The sequence below is a fragment of the Cytobacillus sp. FSL R7-0680 genome, from assembly GCF_038009245.1.
In the GTDB taxonomy this organism is placed as follows: domain Bacteria; phylum Bacillota; class Bacilli; order Bacillales; family Cytobacillaceae; genus Cytobacillus; species Cytobacillus kochii.
Genome location: NZ_JBBPAO010000001.1, coordinates 669,990 through 687,968, shown reverse-complemented (window position 1 = coordinate 687,968; position 17,979 = coordinate 669,990). Strand labels below are relative to the sequence as shown.

General features: G+C 36.1%; 17 protein-coding genes and 1 pseudogene. 6 read left to right on the top strand and 12 right to left on the bottom strand.

The features are described from left to right. Positions 1 to 61: 61 nt before the first annotated feature. The 4 genes from pyc to glsA form a co-directional block, all read right to left on the bottom strand. Positions 62 to 3,505: a pyruvate carboxylase gene (gene pyc, locus MKY26_RS03585; protein ID WP_095369656.1), complete on the bottom strand. Its 3,444-nt coding sequence runs from the start codon at positions 3,503 to 3,505 to the stop codon at positions 62 to 64. 19 nt (positions 3,506 to 3,524) lie between these two features. Next, the gene (locus tag MKY26_RS03580; protein ID WP_095369657.1) at positions 3,525 to 4,739 is read right to left on the bottom strand and encodes an FtsW/RodA/SpoVE family cell cycle protein; all 1,215 of its coding nucleotides are present in this window, start codon (positions 4,737 to 4,739) and stop codon (positions 3,525 to 3,527) included. Between the two features lie 377 nt (positions 4,740 to 5,116). Next, a complete protein-coding gene (locus MKY26_RS03575; RefSeq protein ID WP_095369658.1) occupies positions 5,117 to 5,398 on the bottom strand; it encodes a YlaN family protein in 282 nt (93 codons plus the stop codon). A gap of 94 nt (positions 5,399 to 5,492) precedes the next feature. Further along, positions 5,493 to 6,431 carry a glutaminase A gene (gene glsA / locus MKY26_RS03570; protein ID WP_095369659.1) on the bottom strand — a complete coding sequence of 313 codons (939 nt, stop codon included), beginning with the start codon at positions 6,429 to 6,431 and terminating at the stop codon, positions 5,493 to 5,495. 145 nt (positions 6,432 to 6,576) lie between these two features. Here glsA and MKY26_RS03565 point away from each other — a divergent pair, with 145 nt between their 5' ends. After that, positions 6,577 to 7,074, top strand: coding sequence for a hypothetical protein (locus tag MKY26_RS03565; protein WP_095369660.1), 498 nt, complete (start codon positions 6,577 to 6,579; stop codon positions 7,072 to 7,074). Positions 7,075 to 7,144: 70 nt separating this feature from the next. Here the strand turns inward: MKY26_RS03565 and MKY26_RS03560 are convergent, their stop codons facing one another. Beyond that, positions 7,145 to 8,491: a PhoH family protein gene (locus MKY26_RS03560; protein ID WP_380043141.1), complete on the bottom strand. Its 1,347-nt coding sequence runs from the start codon at positions 8,489 to 8,491 to the stop codon at positions 7,145 to 7,147. Positions 8,492 to 8,672: 181 nt separating this feature from the next. On the opposite strand from MKY26_RS03560, the gene MKY26_RS03555 reads away from it, so the two are divergent. Together MKY26_RS03555 and MKY26_RS03550 are read left to right on the top strand one after the other, a co-directional pair. After that, a complete protein-coding gene (locus MKY26_RS03555; RefSeq protein WP_095369662.1) occupies positions 8,673 to 9,275 on the top strand; it encodes a YhcN/YlaJ family sporulation lipoprotein in 603 nt (200 codons plus the stop codon). An 82-nt stretch (positions 9,276 to 9,357) separates the two neighbouring features. Next, on the top strand, positions 9,358 to 9,558 hold the full coding sequence (locus tag MKY26_RS03550) for a YlaI family protein (protein ID WP_095369663.1): 201 nt from the start codon (positions 9,358 to 9,360) through the stop codon (positions 9,556 to 9,558). Between the two features lie 42 nt (positions 9,559 to 9,600). On the opposite strand, the pseudogene MKY26_RS03545 reads toward MKY26_RS03550, so the two are convergent. From MKY26_RS03545 to typA, 4 genes and pseudogenes are all read right to left on the bottom strand, one after another. Continuing rightward, a pseudogene (locus tag MKY26_RS03545) lies at positions 9,601 to 10,154 on the bottom strand (nucleotidyltransferase family protein). Between the two features lie 539 nt (positions 10,155 to 10,693). Then, positions 10,694 to 10,975, bottom strand: coding sequence for a hypothetical protein (locus tag MKY26_RS03540; protein WP_307314810.1), 282 nt, complete (start codon positions 10,973 to 10,975; stop codon positions 10,694 to 10,696). Between the two features lie 28 nt (positions 10,976 to 11,003). Then, complete coding sequence (locus MKY26_RS03535; protein WP_095369666.1) at positions 11,004 to 11,318, bottom strand: YlaH-like family protein; 315 nt, start codon at positions 11,316 to 11,318, stop codon at positions 11,004 to 11,006. A 78-nt stretch (positions 11,319 to 11,396) separates the two neighbouring features. Further along, positions 11,397 to 13,232 carry a translational GTPase TypA gene (typA, locus tag MKY26_RS03530; protein ID WP_095369667.1) on the bottom strand — a complete coding sequence of 612 codons (1,836 nt, stop codon included), beginning with the start codon at positions 13,230 to 13,232 and terminating at the stop codon, positions 11,397 to 11,399. A 217-nt stretch (positions 13,233 to 13,449) separates the two neighbouring features. Here typA and MKY26_RS03525 point away from each other — a divergent pair, with 217 nt between their 5' ends. Then, the gene (locus MKY26_RS03525; RefSeq protein ID WP_095369668.1) at positions 13,450 to 13,635 is read left to right on the top strand and encodes a YlaF family protein; all 186 of its coding nucleotides are present in this window, start codon (positions 13,450 to 13,452) and stop codon (positions 13,633 to 13,635) included. Between the two features lie 76 nt (positions 13,636 to 13,711). Here MKY26_RS03525 and MKY26_RS03520 read toward each other — a convergent pair whose 3' ends face one another. Both MKY26_RS03520 and MKY26_RS03515 read right to left on the bottom strand, forming a co-directional pair. After that, positions 13,712 to 14,512 (bottom strand): inositol monophosphatase family protein, encoded by an 801-nt coding sequence (locus tag MKY26_RS03520; protein ID WP_341055216.1) that lies wholly within the window; start codon positions 14,510 to 14,512, stop codon positions 13,712 to 13,714. Positions 14,513 to 14,660: 148 nt separating this feature from the next. After that, a complete protein-coding gene (locus MKY26_RS03515; protein ID WP_095369670.1) occupies positions 14,661 to 14,855 on the bottom strand; it encodes a hypothetical protein in 195 nt (64 codons plus the stop codon). Between the two features lie 230 nt (positions 14,856 to 15,085). On the opposite strand from MKY26_RS03515, the gene MKY26_RS03510 reads away from it, so the two are divergent. Next, a complete protein-coding gene (locus MKY26_RS03510; protein ID WP_341055215.1) occupies positions 15,086 to 15,703 on the top strand; it encodes a YktB family protein in 618 nt (205 codons plus the stop codon). An 84-nt stretch (positions 15,704 to 15,787) separates the two neighbouring features. Here the strand turns inward: MKY26_RS03510 and MKY26_RS03505 are convergent, their stop codons facing one another. Continuing rightward, positions 15,788 to 16,057, bottom strand: coding sequence for a UPF0223 family protein (locus tag MKY26_RS03505; protein ID WP_095369672.1), 270 nt, complete (start codon positions 16,055 to 16,057; stop codon positions 15,788 to 15,790). A gap of 337 nt (positions 16,058 to 16,394) precedes the next feature. Between MKY26_RS03505 and MKY26_RS03500 the strand changes: the two genes are divergently transcribed. After that, a complete protein-coding gene (locus MKY26_RS03500) occupies positions 16,395 to 17,864 on the top strand; it encodes an aminotransferase class I/II-fold pyridoxal phosphate-dependent enzyme (RefSeq protein WP_095369673.1) in 1,470 nt (489 codons plus the stop codon). Positions 17,865 to 17,979 lie beyond the last annotated feature (115 nt).

The following is a 17,979-nucleotide window of genomic DNA, read 5'->3' as shown; positions in this document are numbered from 1 at the left end:
TTTCTTTTGATTAAAGTAAGCAAAAAAACTTTTCCTCTATTTAAGAGGAAAAGTTTTTTTATTATGATCGCGCTAATTCAATTAAAAGATCACCAGTAGCAATCGATTCACCATCAGCTGCATAAATTTCTTTTACCGTACCAGTAAATGGAGCTTGTACAGTTGTTTCCATTTTCATCGCCTCAGTAATCATCAAGTGGTCACCTTGATTAACGACGTCACCTTTGTTTACTACTGCCTTAATAACTGTTCCAGGCATTGTCGCAGCAATATGTGTTTCATTGTGAGGATCTGCCTTTACTTTCGTTGCAACGGAAGATTTAATACTTTCATCTTTTATCACCACTTCACGAGGTTGTCCATTTAGTTCGAAATAAATCACTCTCGTTCCATCTGCCCGCGCTTGACCAATTGACACTAATTTAACAATAAGCGTTTTTCCTTTTTCAATTTCCACTTCAATTTCTTCACCTAAGTTCATACCGTATAAGAATGTAGGTGTATCAAGAACAGAAACATCACCAAATTGCGTATATGTTTTGTGGTAGTCCATGAACACCTTAGGGTAAAGTGCATAGGCAATTGCATCAAAGCTTGTCACTTCTCTACCTAAATCTTTATATAAAATCGCTTTTATTTCATCAAAATCAACATGTTCTAGCAGCTCACCAGGTCTAACAGTGATGGCTTCTCTATTTTTCAATATCGCCTTTTGTAGATCTTTAGGGAATCCTTGATACGGTTGCCCTAAATAACCTTCAAACAGCTCGACAACAGAATCAGGGAAGTCTAGTGAAGCACCTTTTTGAATGACCGCTTCTTCATCTAATTGATTTTGTACCATGTATAGAGCCATATCTCCTACAACTTTTGATGATGGTGTAACTTTGACAATATCACCAAACATTTGATTGACGCGGGAATACATCCCTTTTACATCATCCCATTTCTCTCCTAGACCAACTGCTTTTGCCTGTTGTTGTAGGTTACTATATTGCCCTCCAGGCATTTCATGTTGATAAATTTCCGTATGAGGTGCTTTCATACCACTTTCAAATTCTTGATAATATTTACGTACATCTTCCCAATAATAAGAAAGCTGTTCTAATGCATCCACACTCATCTCAGGTTGTCTTTCTGACCCTTCTAACGCATAATATAATGTATTTGCACTAGGTTGTGATGTTAATCCAGCCATTGTACTTAAGGCAACATCAACAATATCAACGCCCGCCTCGATTGCTTTTGCATAAGTGAAAATTCCATTGCCACTAGTATCATGCGTATGCAAATGAATAGGAATATCTACAGTTTCTTTCAATTCTGAGATGAGCTCAAAAGCTGATTGCGGCTTCAATAATCCAGCCATATCCTTAATCCCTAAAATATGGGCACCTTGATTCTCGAGTTCTTTTGCCAACTCTTTATAATACGCTAGATCATATTTCTTTCTTGTTTTATCAGAAATATCACCTGTATAACAAATGGCTGCCTCAGCGATTTTGCCTGTCTGTCTAACAGCATCTATTGCTACCTCCATACCTTTTACCCAGTTTAAACTATCGAAAATTCGGAAGACATCGATACCTGCATGTGCTGACTTTTCTACAAACTCTTGAATAACATTGTCCGCATAGTTTTTATAACCAACGGCATTAGATGCTCTTAACAACATTTGTAAGAGAATATTTGGCATCTTCTGACGTAATGTTAATAATCTTTCCCAAGGATCTTCTTTCAAAAAGCGATAAGCCACATCAAAAGTCGCACCGCCCCACATCTCTGAAGAAAACATTTGCGGAAGTAGTTTGGCCGTCGGTTCAGCAATATTTTGTAAATCCTTCGTTCGGACTCTTGTCGCTAGTAAGGATTGATGAGCATCTCTAAACGTCGTATCTGTTAATAGAACATTCTTTTGTTCCTTAATCCATGACACAAGCCCTTCTGCACCACGTTCTTCAAGTACTTGCTTTGTACCAGACTGATACTCATTAGGTAAAATAATTTTAGGCATTCTTGGTTGATCAAATGCTGGCTTCTTCTGCTTTTCGATTCCAGGGAAACCATTAACAGTTACATTACCGATGTATGAAAGCATTTTTGTTCCCCGGTCTTTTCTTTTTGGGAAAATAAACAGTTCCGGAGTACGATCAATAAATGATGTATCATATTCACCTGTCAAAAAGTTTTTATGTTTAACAACATTCTCTAAAAACGGAATATTGGTTTTTATCCCTCTGATTCTAAATTCTTGTAAATTTCTAACCATTTTTGATGCAGCTTGTTCAAAGGTAATTGCATGAGTTGAAAGTTTCACCAATAAAGAATCATAATGGGGTGTGATTACTGCACCTTGGTAAGCATTACCTGCATCTTGACGAACACCAAACCCTCCACCACTACGATAAGCCATTAGTCTTCCTGTATCAGGCATAAAATTGTTCAAAGGATCTTCTGTCGTTACACGAGATTGAATCGCATATCCCATTGTTTTGATATCTGCTTGATCAGGTATACCAATTTTTTGACTGTGTAATTCATATCCTTCAGCAACTAAAATTTGTGTTTGAACGATATCAATACCAGTTATCATTTCAGTGATTGTATGTTCAACTTGGACACGAGGATTTACTTCAATGAAATAAAACTCTTCTCCTGAAACAAGGAACTCAACTGTTCCTGCATTAATATAATCGACGTTCTTCATTAATTGTACGGCTGCCTCACAAATACGTCCTCTTAATTCCTCATCTAACGATACACATGGTGCGACTTCGACAACTTTTTGATGACGTCTTTGTACAGAACAATCCCGTTCAAACAGGTGAATAATATTGCCATGTTGGTCCCCAATAATTTGCACTTCTATATGTTTCGGATTTTGTACGAATTTCTCGACATACACTTCATCATTTCCGAATGCCGCTTTTGCTTCAGATTTCGCGCGATTATATGCTTCTCTCACTTCCTCTGGACTGTTAACTATCCTCATTCCACGACCGCCACCACCAAGTGAGGCTTTAATAATAATTGGGTAGCCGTAATCTCTTCCGAATTGTTCTACTTCCTCAACAGCTTGCACCGGACCATCAGAACCAGGAATAACTGGAATATTCGCACTTTGAGCTTGTGACCGCGCCTTTACTTTATCTCCAAACATATTCAAATGTTTAGATTCAGGCCCAATAAACTTAATACCTTCTTCTTCGCATCTTCTAGCAAACTGAATATTTTCTGATAAAAAGCCATAACCAGGATGAATCGCATCAACTCCGCTATCTTTTGCGATTTTAAGGATACCCTCGATATCGAGGTAAGCATCAATCGGCTTCTTACCTTCACCAACAAGGTATGCTTCATCTGCTTTGTATCTATGATACGACCCTGAGTCTTCCTTTGAATAGATCGCAACTGTACGGATATTTAATTCCGTACAGGCACGAAAAACGCGAATGGCAATTTCTCCTCGATTGGCGACTAATACCTTACTAATCTTTTGACCCATAATAACACCCCGTATATTTTTATCGTCTATTATATGTAAAACGACCACCCATACTTGCTGTTGTATTTACTGGTTTGTCAGTCGTTACATCTTGTTCTTCTTTATCTTTATATTTCTTTTCATAGTTTACAAACATTGATACATTCACTAAAATGCCCATTGAAACCATAAGTACTAATAAAGATGATCCACCATAGCTTATAAATGGTAAAGGTACCCCAGTTAAAGGAATGACTCCTGATATACCGCCAAGGTTAATAAATGCTTGAATGCCAATCATACTAGAAACACCTATAGCCAATAAACTTCCAAATGCATCTTTACACTTGAGTGCGACAAATATGCCTTTCAGTACGATAAAACCTAAAGCAAAAAGCACAAACATCACACCAAAAACACCCAGTTCTTCAACGATAACAGCCATAATAAAATCTGTATGAGCTTCTGGTAAGTAGCCCATTTTTTGAATACTTTGTCCTAATCCTAAACCACTTAATCCACCATTACCAAGGGCGATAAATGCGTTGGACAATTGATATCCCCCTTCAGCTTCAAACGGATGGAGGAAATCGAATCTTGCTAGCCTAGTATCTGTAAAGATTTTATCTCTTAAAATAAGCATCATTGGAACTAAAAAAATAGCACCAATACCAGCTAACTTTAATAGGTTTTTCATATTCATACCAGAAGATAAAATAATCGCTAGACCAATTAAAAAGATAATTCCTGCCGTTCCATAATCTGGTTCCATCGCAATCAGGCCACAAACGAGAATCAAATAAACAAGCGGTGGTACAACGCCCTTATTAAATTCATTAATATACGATTGTTTCTTTGCATAAACGGCAGACAAATAAACAATAACAATAACCTTTACAAACTCCGATGGTTGAATAGAACGGGTACCTAAATCAATCCAGCTTTGTGCGTTATTAACCGCGTTCCCGATAATCGATACAAGTAACAATCCAAAAAATGAAAAGAAGACGATTGGAATGAGAAACTTGTTACTTTTATATGCTTTATATGGGAATAGAGCAGCAACAATAAACGCAATCGTACCGAGAATTAAATGTGTTCTTTGTTTATCATAAAAGTAGTCACTAGCAACTCCATTATGTTGGACAGCAGTCACCATGCTTGAACTATAGACCATAACCAGTCCAAAAATACATAGTAGACCTAATACAACGATCAATGAATAATCATAAGATTTTAGAATTTTTTTAAACATATGCCTCTTCCTTTATTCTCTTAAGTAGTATATTTATTCTACTATAGCATTGATTTTCCTGCCAAAATAAAGATAAAAAGGAATGTAATTAAAACGTAACCCGTTAAATGATTACATCATTGTTCTGTATTATTTCATTTAATGTGACATACTAATTAATATATTTATACATCATAATTATTTATTTGTCTACTATATATGCTTAATTCATAGAATCAATTGTATAGATTAGCATAATATTGGCTATTAATTTTAAAGCAGCATAACATATTATTTCTTCTTGTTTTTTCTCTACTCTTCTCTTCTCTCCCCTTAACCAAGTTCTAATAAATAAAAAAACTCAAGCTAATATCCTTAGCTTGAGTTTTTAATATGTTTTATTTTTTTACCGATGCTTCATGTAGAATGGATAATTCTCTCTCAAGTTTATCAAGAATTTCTTTTCCATCTTTATCAGCAATTAATCCAAGTCTCACAGCAAAATCAATTTCACGAGATAAGCCAAACATCTGCGTATCAAGTACTTCTTCGTATAATGGACATTGAGGCATAGTCAAATTATCCATTTGGACTTTGATTAATTTTAATATTTTTTCAGCATCTGCTTGTAATAGAGCATTAGCTCTTTCTTTATGATCAATAACCATTTCAGAAGCCAACTTTCAATCCCCCCGTTTCCGAGCGATTATCCTATCTATAAATTTTAAACTTAAGTGAAAAAAAAAGCAAGGATAATCAGGGGATATCCGCTGATTAAAAAATACTAAAATGATATTCCTCTGCCATAATCTTCAAAATTTCTGCACCGGCAATACTATTCCCTCTCTCATCTAGGGCAGGAGAGAAAATGCCTATACCTAACTTCCCTGGCACAACTGCCATTATACCACCCGATACACCACTTTTCGCAGGAATTCCCACTTTAATTGCAAACTCACCTGAAGCATTATACATACCACAAGTTACCATGAATGTTTTGCATATTCTTGCAACTTCCTCCTCAATTAATATGTTTCCTGTTTGCGGATCACGACCATTATTGGCAAATACAGCTGCAATTCTTGACAAATCTAAACAATTCATTTCAATCGCGCATTGTTTCGTATAAATATCAATTAACTCATCTACATCTCCATCAATCACTCCATGTTGTTTCATAAAATAACATAATGAACGATTTAAGTCCGTTGTCTTATATTCCGAATCTGCTACCTCTTTATTGTAACCGATGGCTTTACCACCTAATAAGCATTGGACAAAGTGGAGAATACGGCGCCATTTCTCATCGGGAGAATTACCATTTACCATGCTTGTAACCGCCAATGCTCCTGCATTGATCATTGGGTTCAGAGGTTTAGAGTGTGAGCTCGTCTCAAGCTTAATCATTGAATTATAAGGATCCCCAGTTGGTTCCATACCTACTTTTTGAAACACATTTGTGTATCCTTGATCAATTAATGCTAGTGCTAGAACAAGCACTTTTGAAATACTTTGTAATGTGAACTTTTGTTCAATATCTCCAGCTGAAACACAAACATCACTGCCTCGAGTAATATGAAAGACAGCTGCTGAAACATTTGACTGATCAGCAGCCTTCAAAGCCGGGATATAATCTGCTACTTTACCTTTAGCAACAAGCGGTTTTACTCGTTCAATTATTCCTAACAATTCTTGATCAGTCTGACAACCCATAACACCCCTACTCTCCTTCAATATTTCCTTATAGTTTAATACATTTAGTAACATTCCATTCGAGTTGAAATGACATTTGCAGTTAAAAGCGTTATACTTTATAAGGAACATTAGATATTAGTGACACAAGCAGGGGGTATGACAAATGAAGGATATCATCCATATTACAGGCAACGTCAAATATACAATTACACTCGATCCAAGTGTATGGATTTTTGATGATCGAAAAATTGACCTTGATACATATTTTGAGAATCAAGAAGAATTACCGAATGAAAAGGAGGAATATACGAAAGCAGCCTCTAAACATTGGGATCGTGAAATAATGGAAGGTGCAGTTTACCCACCAACACTTAAAACGGAGAAGAAATTTGAAAAAGTTCGTGTCTTAACCGGTACTTTTGGGATTCCCTTCTTGCCTTTTCTAACAAATGCTGAGCCAAATAGTGGATCGAGGACAATAGAAGTACATTGTGAGAATGAAACAGTCAGTATCCCTATGACAGAGGCAGAAAGCCTCATTCTCGCCTTTTCTTTAAAGGGTAAACCTTTGAAAGAAGATGGTCCAGTGCATATTTATTATAAAGATGGAAGCAATCGCCTTCAGCCAATTAAAAACGTACAAGATTTCCATATTATATAAAAAAAAGGACTGAATCGAGAGCAACTATGCTCGTTCAGTCTTTTTTATATAGAGTTATTTAAGAGTTTCCTTATAAGATATCAGCAGCGAGTTGAGCTAGCCCTGACCTTTCCCCTTTAATCAATTTGGAATGGCCGGCAATCTTCTGATCTTTAAACTTTTCGACAACGTAAGTAAGACCATTATTATAGGCATCTAAATATGGATGGTCAATTTGTTCAGGATCCCCCATTAAGACAATCTTACTACCCTCGCCAACTCTTGTTAAAATCGTTTTTACTTCATGCTTTGTTAAATTTTGTGCCTCGTCAATAATAATAAACTGGTCAGGTATACTTCTCCCTCTTATATAAGAAAGAGCCTCAACCTCAATTGAACCCATTCCTGCCAAAATGGCATCTAATTCCCCCGGCTTCTTAACATTAAATAAGTATTCAAGATTATCATGAATCGGTTGCATCCATGGCCGTAATTTCTCTTCTTTTTCTCCTGGCAAGAACCCTAAATCTTTACCAACCGGGACAATTGGTCTAGCAACAAGTAACTTTTTGAAATCTCCTAAATCCTCAGTCTGCATTAGGCCTGCAGCTAGCGCAAGTAACGTCTTTCCAGTTCCTGCTTTACCAATTAAAGTCACAAGAGGCAAGTCCCTGCGTAAAAGCAGTTCTAATGCCATCGTTTGTTGTACATTTCTTGGTTTAATTCCCCAAATATGATCATAATCAAAAATAAGTTTTTTCAACTTCCCTTTCGTTTGATCAACAATGCCAAGTGCAGAAGCTGATGAACCAAGCGCATCTTTTAGAATGACAAATTGATTAGGATAGAATGAATGGTTCCCTACTTTATTTAGTGATAATTCTCCTTGACTGTAAAATTCATTCACCATATCTAAATGGAGATATACTTCAAGAAAACCTGTATATATATGTTCATTTTCAATCACACGATCGCTTAAAAAATCTTCGCTTAGTAAACCAATAGCATCTGCCTTTACTCTTACAAGCGCATCTTTACTCACAAGAATAACTGGTCTACCACCTTCTTTTGTCTCTTCTTCTAATGAGAGGTTCTTAGCGACAGCCAAAATCCGATTATCATTCGTTTTTTCAACAAAAATTTCTTGGAGCTGATGAAAAGAACGATGGTTTAGTTCTATGCGTAAGCTTCCTCCATTTTCAAGAAGGATTTGCTCATGCAATTTCCCGGACTGCCTCATACTGTCAATCATTCTTGATACTTGCCTTGCATTCCTCCCAATTTCATCCATATACCTTTTTTTCGAATCTACCTCTTCTAACACAACAGCTGGAATAACGACTTCATTATCCTCAAAAGAATAAATGGAATTTGGATCCTGCAATAAGACATTTGTATCTAACACGTATATTTTACTCAACCCGATGCCTCCCGCCATTAGAAATACATTAGTGCATAAATAGTTCATTGCTTGTTAGTTTCAACATTTTCAAATATCAACATGGACAAATCTAACTTTGCTAAAATATATGATTTATCGCATAAAGATAGAAGAACTTTCGCACACTAGTTGTAAACATTTACTTTTATTAAAGTTTAATCTTGATGGAGGTAGTATAATGAAGTACTTTCACGTTCTACTATCATTATTTATCGTACTCAACTTAACGGGGTGTGGTGCACAAAATAACGCACAATCTTCACAAAATGAGAAAGGTACACCTCATACAGTTAATGTAAAAAATAGTACCATATCTGAACAAGAAGTATTGACTGGACAAGAGACTTCTAAGCACTTAGCCACATTAGCTTCTGATAATCGTCGTGTGAACGATGCAACTGCTGTCGTATTAGGTGACTATTGCATCGTAGGTATTGATATTGATGAAGATGTTGAGCGGTCTGAGGTTGGCTCAATAAAATATGCAGTTGCTGAAAGCTTAAAGCATGACCCCTACGGTGCGAACGCTGTAATTATTGCCGATCCTGATTTATATGCCCGACTTAAGGAAGTAAAAGAGGATGTGGAAAATGGCCATCCGATAAAAGGGATTTTAAATGAGTTAGCTGATATTTCTGGTCGAATGATGCCAGAAGTACCTGGTGATATCATTGAACCGAATAAATCAGAGGAAACGGAAGAATCAAAAGAACAGCTTAATGAAACAGAATCAAAAAAATTAAATAAACATCAAGAAGAACAATCGAATTATCATAAGTAATTCACAACAGCATCCTTTCATTTCAAAAACAGCTAGTTTATAATAAGGAAAATGCTTGTTTATTAGAAAAGGATGTATATAAATGAAAGTACAATGCGTTATTTGTGATAAAATTGAATCAATTGATAATGAATCTTATGAAGCAAAACGGTTAAGAAACCGACCTATTCACACATATATGTGTGTTGAATGCAATGACAGAATAACTACGAAGACGAATGAAAGAGCAGCTACAGGCAACTTTAAATTGTATAGAAGTAAGCAAGAAGAAGAAGAATGGTAATTTAAAATCCCTCCGTTAGAGATGAAACGGAGGGATTTCATATTAGTTAACAAAATGCCATCTTTTTTTCCAACCTTTTGAAATAATCCTGCTTTGATATAATTGCATTCTCTTCCTCGAAGCTGCAAAAAAAGGAGTTGGCTTAATACGAAAATGAATAAGGTCTTCTATGCCCATGGTGCCGTTATGACTAATTGATTTTCGTTATCTAACTTTACGCCAATAGCGGTGGCCGTCTCCGGAAATTTCGCAATAGCGTCCTCTGAGGATTGATAAGGCAGCAGGCCATTAACAGAATGCATTCTAGCTTCATTCTTAACTGACCAAGGAATATGCGGTAGTATTTTATGTAATTTTTCTTCATAGTATTTTTCAATGGTTTCACTCAATTGCTGATCATCATAATAGATTACATCAACATCAGGCAATGGCGTCTTTTCTTGAAAATGATGGAGGGTATCCCATACTTTTGATCGAACAAAACCAGCACAAATCCACCAATCAGGTAAATGAAGTTGTTTAGCGGCTTTTAATATGGCCATCATTTCTTTATCATCTCTAATTAACTGTAAAATATCGCCTTCATTTCGAATCATCTATTTCCTCCCCTAAGCTTTCTCCAATCCCTTCAATAACCCACTCACCACTAAACGCCAAACCATAACAAGTTCCATGAAATTGTCTAGCTCAATCAATGGAAAAATTTCTGAAGCATACTATCAATTCCAAACAAAAGGGACAAACTCGACAATTACCTTTTCGATATAAAATAAAGCTTTCATTCACTAACTTTTGCAGGCGCACTGTTTAGTACCTTTATTTTATCGATAAAGTAGAGAGCTGTACATAAGATATTAATTGTACAAAATGCACTATCATTGTCCAAGGTGGTTTAAGAAATTATCTTCAAAATATGTTCATGAACGAAATACTCTTCAATCCGGTAGAGCCGTTTTGAACAAATAATAATGTACCCTTTTTCCTCACGTCTAATCAAGATTCTAGCCTATCACTCCTATTCTTTCTCAGTTCTGAGGCGATTGAATCTTCGCCCCATCGTCAAATCTTTAAAGGCGCACTATTTTCCTTTGTACTACTACAATATAAAAAAACGTCACAATCGGGTGACGTTTTTTTATATCGTGGGGAAGTTTTTGTATTTTTCAGGTTCTGCTAATATTTGTTTTAACATCACTTCTATTAATTCAATCGGATATTTTGTGGATTTACTATCTTCATTATCCCTATAAGAGACATGATAGAATAGATCAGCTTTTTCATATTGGATTTCGTTAATTCCATGATCATTTTTCAACATTTGTAAAAACATTTCTTCTGTTTCGGTTGCTGCTTCATCCTCTGGTCTGGCATCAGTCACAACTTTAATGGTAAGCCAATTATAAATGGTATCATGCACGTTCAATTAAAATCTCCCCCACTCTTCATTATTCCGCGCTGGCTCTTTGTTGTTTCTTTTCTTGATGAAGACGGATTTTATATATAATTAATATGACAGCAGCAACGACAAGTCCTTCTGCAATTGGTAAAAATACCCCTAAGAAAGTTAGCATTGTACATCCCATAAATAAGAACGCATATATAATTATTGATTTTAGTAAAGGGAGCTTTTTAGCAAATCCTAATTTAAAGACAATAATACAGAGCGCAACAATGGTGAGATACAACAACCACATCCCAAGATCTGAATTCTCATGAACTTTATATAGTGCTGCAAAAAAGGAAAGGCGATCTTCAATCATGCTCCAAATCCTCCTTAGTATGTATTAAGGAAGGAGGCAATATGAATTACCTCCTCTTTTTCGAGTGACTATGTTTGCTTAAGCTTCAGCGTATTTTTTCTTTTTAGCTGCTTTTTCTCGTTCGTTTTTATCTAGAATTTTTTTACGAAGACGAATCGATTCAGGTGTAACTTCACAAAGCTCATCATCATTTAAATATTCTAGTGCTTCTTCAAGCGTCATAATTCTAGGCTTTTTAATTGTTGACGTTTGATCTTTCGTTGCACTACGAACATTCGTTGCATGCTTGACTTTTGTAATATTAACAGCTAGATCATTTTCACGTGTATGTTCACCAACAATCATACCTTCGTAAATCTCTGTGCCTGGCTCTACAAATATTGTACCACGGTCTTCTACCTGCATGATACCATAAGTAGATGCTTTTCCACTCTCCATGGAAACTAGAACCCCTTGTCTTCTTCCACCTACTTGACCTTGCATCATTGGTTGATAGCTGTCAAAAGTATGGTTAATGATTCCGTAACCACGAGTTTGTGTTAAGAATTCAGTTGTATAACCAATTAATCCACGAGCTGGGACATGGAAAATTAATTTCACTTGACCGTTCCCGTTATTAACCATATCTAGCATTTCACCTTTACGCGCACCAATAGATTCCATAATGGCACCAGTATACTCTTCAGGAACATCAATTTGAACGCGTTCAATTGGTTCAGACTTAACGCCATCAATTTCTTTTATAATAACAACTGGCTTAGATACTTGAAGTTCGAAGCCTTCACGACGCATATTTTCAATTAAAATAGATAAGTGAAGCTCTCCTCGACCAGATACAGTCCATGCATCAGGAGAATCCGTTTCTTCAACTCTTAAGCTGACATCTGTTTGTAATTGCGCATGCAAACGTTCTTCGATCTTTCTTGCAGTAATATACTTTCCTTCTTTACCAGCAAATGGACTATTGTTCACTTGGAAGGTCATTTGTAATGTTGGTTCATCGATTCGTAATACAGGAAGAGCGTCTTGGTGATCTACTGGGCAAACTGTCTCCCCGACATTGATATCTTCCATTCCAGAGACAGCAATTAAATCTCCTGCTTTTGCTTCTTGAATTTCAAGGCGTTTCAAGCCAAAGAAACCAAACATTTTTGTTACACGGAATTGTTTAACAGACCCATCAAGCTTCATTAACGCAACTTGTTCGCCTACTTTCATCGTTCCGCGGAATACACGACCAATCCCAATTCGTCCAACATAATCATTGTAATCTAATAGTGCTACTTGGAATTGTAAAGGTTCTTCACTATTATCAATTGGTGTTGGGATATTATTGACGATTTCTTCATATAAGCATTTCATATCTTCATCTTGTTTTTGTGGATCTAGACTAGCTGTTCCATTAATAGCAGAAGCGTAAACAACAGGGAATTCTAATTGCTCTTCCGTTGCATCTAATTCAATAAATAGATCAATAACTTCATCAATGACTTCTTCAGGACGAGCAAAGTCTCTATCGATTTTATTGACAACGACGATTGGTGTTAAGTTTTGCTCTAATGCTTTTTTCAATACAAATCGTGTTTGTGGCATACAACCTTCATAAGCATCGACTACAAGCAATACCCCATCAACCATTTTCATAATACGTTCTACTTCCCCACCAAAGTCAGCGTGCCCTGGTGTGTCAAGTATATTAATACGCGTATCTTGATATTTGATAGCTGTATTCTTAGCAAGGATTGTAATTCCACGCTCTCTCTCGATATCGTTGGAATCCATTGCACGTTCTTCTACATGCTCATTTGTACGGAATGTTCCAGACTGCTTTAATAATTGGTCAACCAAAGTTGTTTTACCATGGTCAACGTGGGCGATAATCGCAATATTACGTATATCATCTCTATGTTTCAACTATGTTTCCTCCTAGCTGATTGTGTAAACCTTCTTACTATGTGAAGATATATAATCAGTTTATTTTCTTTTCATTTTTGACTAAAAATCACTGCCTTCATACTATAACTGATACATTATATCACATATATTGTAGAAAACTAACTTCTTTTTGTGTAAAATAAGTTCTGTGGACGATTATGGTATCCAATGTACAAAATTGGAGGTTAGGATTAAAATGAAAAATATTAAATGGCCATTATTAGCTTGTGCGATTGCTGCGGCTATATGTATAGGCGGAATTGGTATTGCTATCGGAGAAAGAAGTATTCTTGGTTTTCTTCTATGTATCGTAGGTATCGTTGCTGTTATGGGATACGGCTTTACGCTGAAGAAAAAAATGCGAGAAAACGGAGAATTATAAAGGCTAAATCACAACCTCAAGTAAGAAAAATGGTGCCGACTATCCTGAATTGGACAAGCTTGGCACCATTTTTTTATTACCAATTTCCACTGTTTAAATACTGCTGAAGAATTTCTTCATGTACACCCGGCCTTGCAACAAATACTGAAGTTTGAGGTGTAATCATCAAGGCTTCCCCTTTTAAATTAGTCGTTTTTCCTCCTACTTCATTGATTAAAATCATACCGCCACCGTAATCCCATGGAGCAAGTCGCAAACTTATATAAGCATCTAGGCGACCAGAAGCAACATAGGCCATTTCAAGCGCAGCAGAACCATACGATCTTGTTCCTCTCGCATCCTTTACTAATGGAGCAAGGTAACTAGCGTCAATACGCTTGTTACTCGTTACCCAAGTGGCATTGATGCCAATTATTGCATCTTTTACTTCACCATTAGTCAATGGCTTCAGCTTCGTGTCATTCATGTATGCACCTTCACCACTAATCGTATGATACATTTCATCATGTACCACATCATAAATCATCCCGACTTTACCGACTCCCTCATGAAATACACCAATGGAAATGGCAAAATTTCTTTGTTGGTGAATAAAATTCATGGTGCCATCAATGGGATCAATCACCCAAATAATCCCACCTACATCCGCAAAATCATCACCAAAACCTTCTTCGCTTAAGATGCGATGTGATGGAAAATGGTCATGTATTTTACCAATAAGAAATTGCTCGGTTCCTTTGTCCATATCCGTGACAAGGTCATTGCGATGAGATTTTGTTGCAATTGTTAATTCTTCACTAAATGATGCTTTGATTCTCTCTCCAGCTTCCTTCACCCATGTGGTGGCTAATCTATGTATTTCATTCCAATTAGTCATTTTCATCCTCCACTCTTTATTAAGCGGTATAAAATACCATTAGCTTATCGAAAAAATAGCAATACTTCAAGTGAACAGCTTTAAAAAGCAATAAGCGAACTTAACTGCTTGCTGTTAAGTTCGCTTTAACATCTTTATTCATCACAACTTAAAATGCATTAAGCTTGAGAAGTTCCTGTCTGATTTTTTCAAGCTTTTTCTTTGTAGATTTTACTTCCTCTTCATCTTTCAGTTCTAAAGCTTCAAAAAGTGTTGCTAACTCATAATCCATCTCTAATCGCAATACTGCCGTTCTTTCTTTTTCAAATGTAGCCATTTTGATTGAATTAATTAGCTGCTTCATTAGACAGTGCACCCCTTTTCGTTTTAGTAATTTCACAAGAAAAGTTTTCTGATTATTTTTACTTTTATCATATGAAGCTTCTTTTCACAGTGCAACAAAATTGTACGTTTACCTATGAAGAAGATGATTTTACCCAATTGATTATTATTTTGGTGTACAAAATTGGTTCTCTCTCCCGGTTTTATGCTACAATATGCGACATAGTAAAACGGTTTAAGGAGTGTTTACATATGACATTTAATGGATTTAAGAAAGAAGATTTCGATGTTTTTACAATTGATGGTTTAGAAGAAAGAATGGAAGCCTTAATTGCAACAGTAAGACCCAAACTTGAAGCACTTGGAGAAACATTTTCCCCTTTTCTCTCTGCAGAAACAGGTGATGAAATGATTCCTCATGTGGCTAAGCATGCGAGAAGGACAAAAAATCCACCAAATGATACTTGGGTCGCTTTCGCCAATAATACAAGAGGCTATAAGATGCTTCCTCACTTTCAGATTGGTCTGTGGGAAACGCATGTATTTGTCTGGTTTGCCATTATTTATGAAGCACCGAATAAAGCTGAAATTGCTGAAAAATTGCAAACCAAAATAGATAAAATCTATGATGATATCCCACAAGACTTCGTTTGGTCATTAGATCACACGAAACCAGAAGTGATCAAACATAGCGACCTTACAAAGGATGAGCTAGAAAACATGTTTGTTCGACTACAGAATGTCAAAAAAGCAGAGTTACTCTGTGGTATAAATATGACAAAAGAAGAAGCAATTAAACTTTCTGCTTCTGAATTTATTACTTACACAGAGAGTGTTTTTAAAAAAGTTATACCCCTCTATAAATTGTAATAAACCTCTGTAAAGTTTAATCATTTTATAAAAAGAAAAAAGCAGTGAAGACTGGTTCAAACCGTCTCTTACTGCTTTTTCTTATTACATTTTAATTTTACTACTCTCATCTGCTTTTTTTGCCATTTGAACCGTGCGATAAGAAGAATACCCACTTATTTCTTCAAAATCATTACAAAGGTTTCTCTCTTGTGCTTTGCCCGGTACGATTTCTTTAAAACGACGATAAGCAGCCATGAAATCTTCACGTTGAATACCTTTTTCGTAAGCTTTTTCGACTGCTTGAAAAAAAGCAATCGCATCTATAATTTCTTCTGTTGACCAATCGCTTTCCATTGGATATTGATACTCCATATAAACACCTCTCACTTAGATTACATGCTGATTGTACGGGAGTTAACGAAGAAGAGCAAGCATATGCTAAATTTTAGAATCTAAAAAAACATAGACAAGATTATTTAGTGGATATGCATATATCTTAGTATGGGAAGAATCCACTCAAATGAATCATTTCATACGGATAATTGAATCCTATAAAGATGATGGAGTGTTAACTATCTATCCTAACGAATGGAGTGCAAAGTTAGCGCAATAAAAATTTTTGTTTATCTTTCTATGCAGGAGGAAGGATAAATGCTATAATTCACTTGTTTGTTTGCAAAATTGATTGTTTAAAGAGGTGTGAATTTAATTGTCTCAAACAGAAACACCATTATTTAATGGACTTCTCTCCCACGCAAAACGCGAACCGATTCAATTTCATATTCCTGGACATAAAAAAGGAAGAGGGATGGATCCTGATTTCAGAAATTTCATTGGAGAAAATGCACTTTCTATTGACTTGATAAATATAGGTCCACTAGATGACCTGCATCGCCCATCAGGCATCATAAAAGAAGCACAAGACTTAGCAGCTGAAGCCTTTGGTGCTGACCATACGTTCTTTTCCGTACAAGGTACGAGTGGTGCTATTATGACGATGGTTATGGCTGTTTGTGGTCCTGGAGAAAAAATTATCGTACCAAGAAATGTGCACAAATCTGTCATGTCTGCCATTATCTTTGCTGGCGCAACCCCTATCTTTATCCACCCTGTCGTTGATAAAGAGTTAGGTATCTCACACGGTATTACAACTGATGCTGTTGAGAAAGCGTTAGAACAACATCCAGATGCCAAAGGGTTACTTGTTATTAACCCTACTTATTTTGGTATTGCCTGTGACTTAAAGGAAGTTGTTGATTTGGCCCATTCGTACGATATTCCTGTATTAGTAGATGAAGCACATGGTGTTCATATTCATTTTCATGATGAGCTTCCATTGTCTGCCATGCAAGCTGGTGCAGATTTAGCTGCTACGAGCGTCCATAAGCTAGGTGGTTCTATGACACAAAGCTCCATTCTTAACTTAAAGGGTACGAGAGTGTCAGCAAAAAGGGTACAGTCCATACTTAGCATGCTAACAACTACCTCTACCTCTTATTTACTTCTTGCCTCATTAGATGTTGCTAGAAAACGTTTAGCCACTGAAGGAAGAGCAATTATCGAGGAAACTATTGAGCTTGCTCAATATATGAGGAAAGAATTAAACGAAATTGAACATATTTATTGTGTAGGAAGAGAAATTCTTGGTACAAATGCAACCTTTAATTACGACCCTACAAAATTAATCATATCTGTGAAAGATTTAGGTATAAGTGGGTTTGATGTAGAAGTATGGTTAAGAGAGCATTACAATATCGAAGTTGAATTATCTGACCTATATAATATTCTCTGTATCATCACAGCTGGTGATGATAGAACTGATGCAGATAAGCTTATTCATGCCTTGAAAGAGCTATCTAAAGAAAGACACGGGAAAGCAGCGAAAGTAAACCCGCAAGTGTTATTACCCAATATTCCATTATTAGCACTATCTCCTAGAGATGCATTTTATGCTGATAGTGAACTTGTTCCTTTTGATGAATCAGAAGGTAGAATTATTGCTGAATTCATTATGGTATACCCACCAGGTATTCCTATCTTTACTCCTGGGGAGATTATTACAAAGGAAAACCTTAACTATATCAAAACAAATATGGAAGCCGGACTGCCAGTCCAGGGACCAGAAGATTATGATTTTAAATATATTCGAGTAATTAAAGAACATAAAGCGATAAAATAAAACTCGAGATAAAATGATAATTGGCTTAGTTTCACATTTCTATCGCGAATCAAATGACATATTTGATTCGCATTTTTTATGGAAAATTATTATGATAAGAACCCAATAAAAAATG

Excerpts from the sequence above, each read along its gene's own strand:
- pyc (WP_095369656.1), bottom strand. The coding sequence starts at position 3,505 with ATGGGTCAAAAGATTAGTAAGGTATTAGTCGCCAATCGAGGAGAAATT.
- MKY26_RS03580 (WP_095369657.1), bottom strand. The coding sequence starts at position 4,739 with ATGTTTAAAAAAATTCTAAAATCTTATGATTATTCATTGATCGTTGTA.
- glsA (WP_095369659.1), bottom strand. The coding sequence starts at position 6,431 with ATGGGTTGTCAGACTGATCAAGAATTGTTAGGAATAATTGAACGAGTA.
- MKY26_RS03565 (WP_095369660.1), top strand. The coding sequence starts at position 6,577 with ATGAAGGATATCATCCATATTACAGGCAACGTCAAATATACAATTACA.
- MKY26_RS03560 (WP_380043141.1), bottom strand. The coding sequence starts at position 8,491 with ATGGCGGGAGGCATCGGGTTGAGTAAAATATACGTGTTAGATACAAAT.
- MKY26_RS03555 (WP_095369662.1), top strand. The coding sequence starts at position 8,673 with ATGAAGTACTTTCACGTTCTACTATCATTATTTATCGTACTCAACTTA.
- MKY26_RS03550 (WP_095369663.1), top strand. The coding sequence starts at position 9,358 with ATGAAAGTACAATGCGTTATTTGTGATAAAATTGAATCAATTGATAAT.
- MKY26_RS03535 (WP_095369666.1), bottom strand. The coding sequence starts at position 11,318 with ATGATTGAAGATCGCCTTTCCTTTTTTGCAGCACTATATAAAGTTCAT.
- MKY26_RS03525 (WP_095369668.1), top strand. The coding sequence starts at position 13,450 with ATGAAAAATATTAAATGGCCATTATTAGCTTGTGCGATTGCTGCGGCT.
- MKY26_RS03520 (WP_341055216.1), bottom strand. The coding sequence starts at position 14,512 with ATGACTAATTGGAATGAAATACATAGATTAGCCACCACATGGGTGAAG.
- MKY26_RS03515 (WP_095369670.1), bottom strand. The coding sequence starts at position 14,855 with ATGAAGCAGCTAATTAATTCAATCAAAATGGCTACATTTGAAAAAGAA.
- MKY26_RS03510 (WP_341055215.1), top strand. The coding sequence starts at position 15,086 with ATGACATTTAATGGATTTAAGAAAGAAGATTTCGATGTTTTTACAATT.
- MKY26_RS03505 (WP_095369672.1), bottom strand. The coding sequence starts at position 16,057 with ATGGAGTATCAATATCCAATGGAAAGCGATTGGTCAACAGAAGAAATT.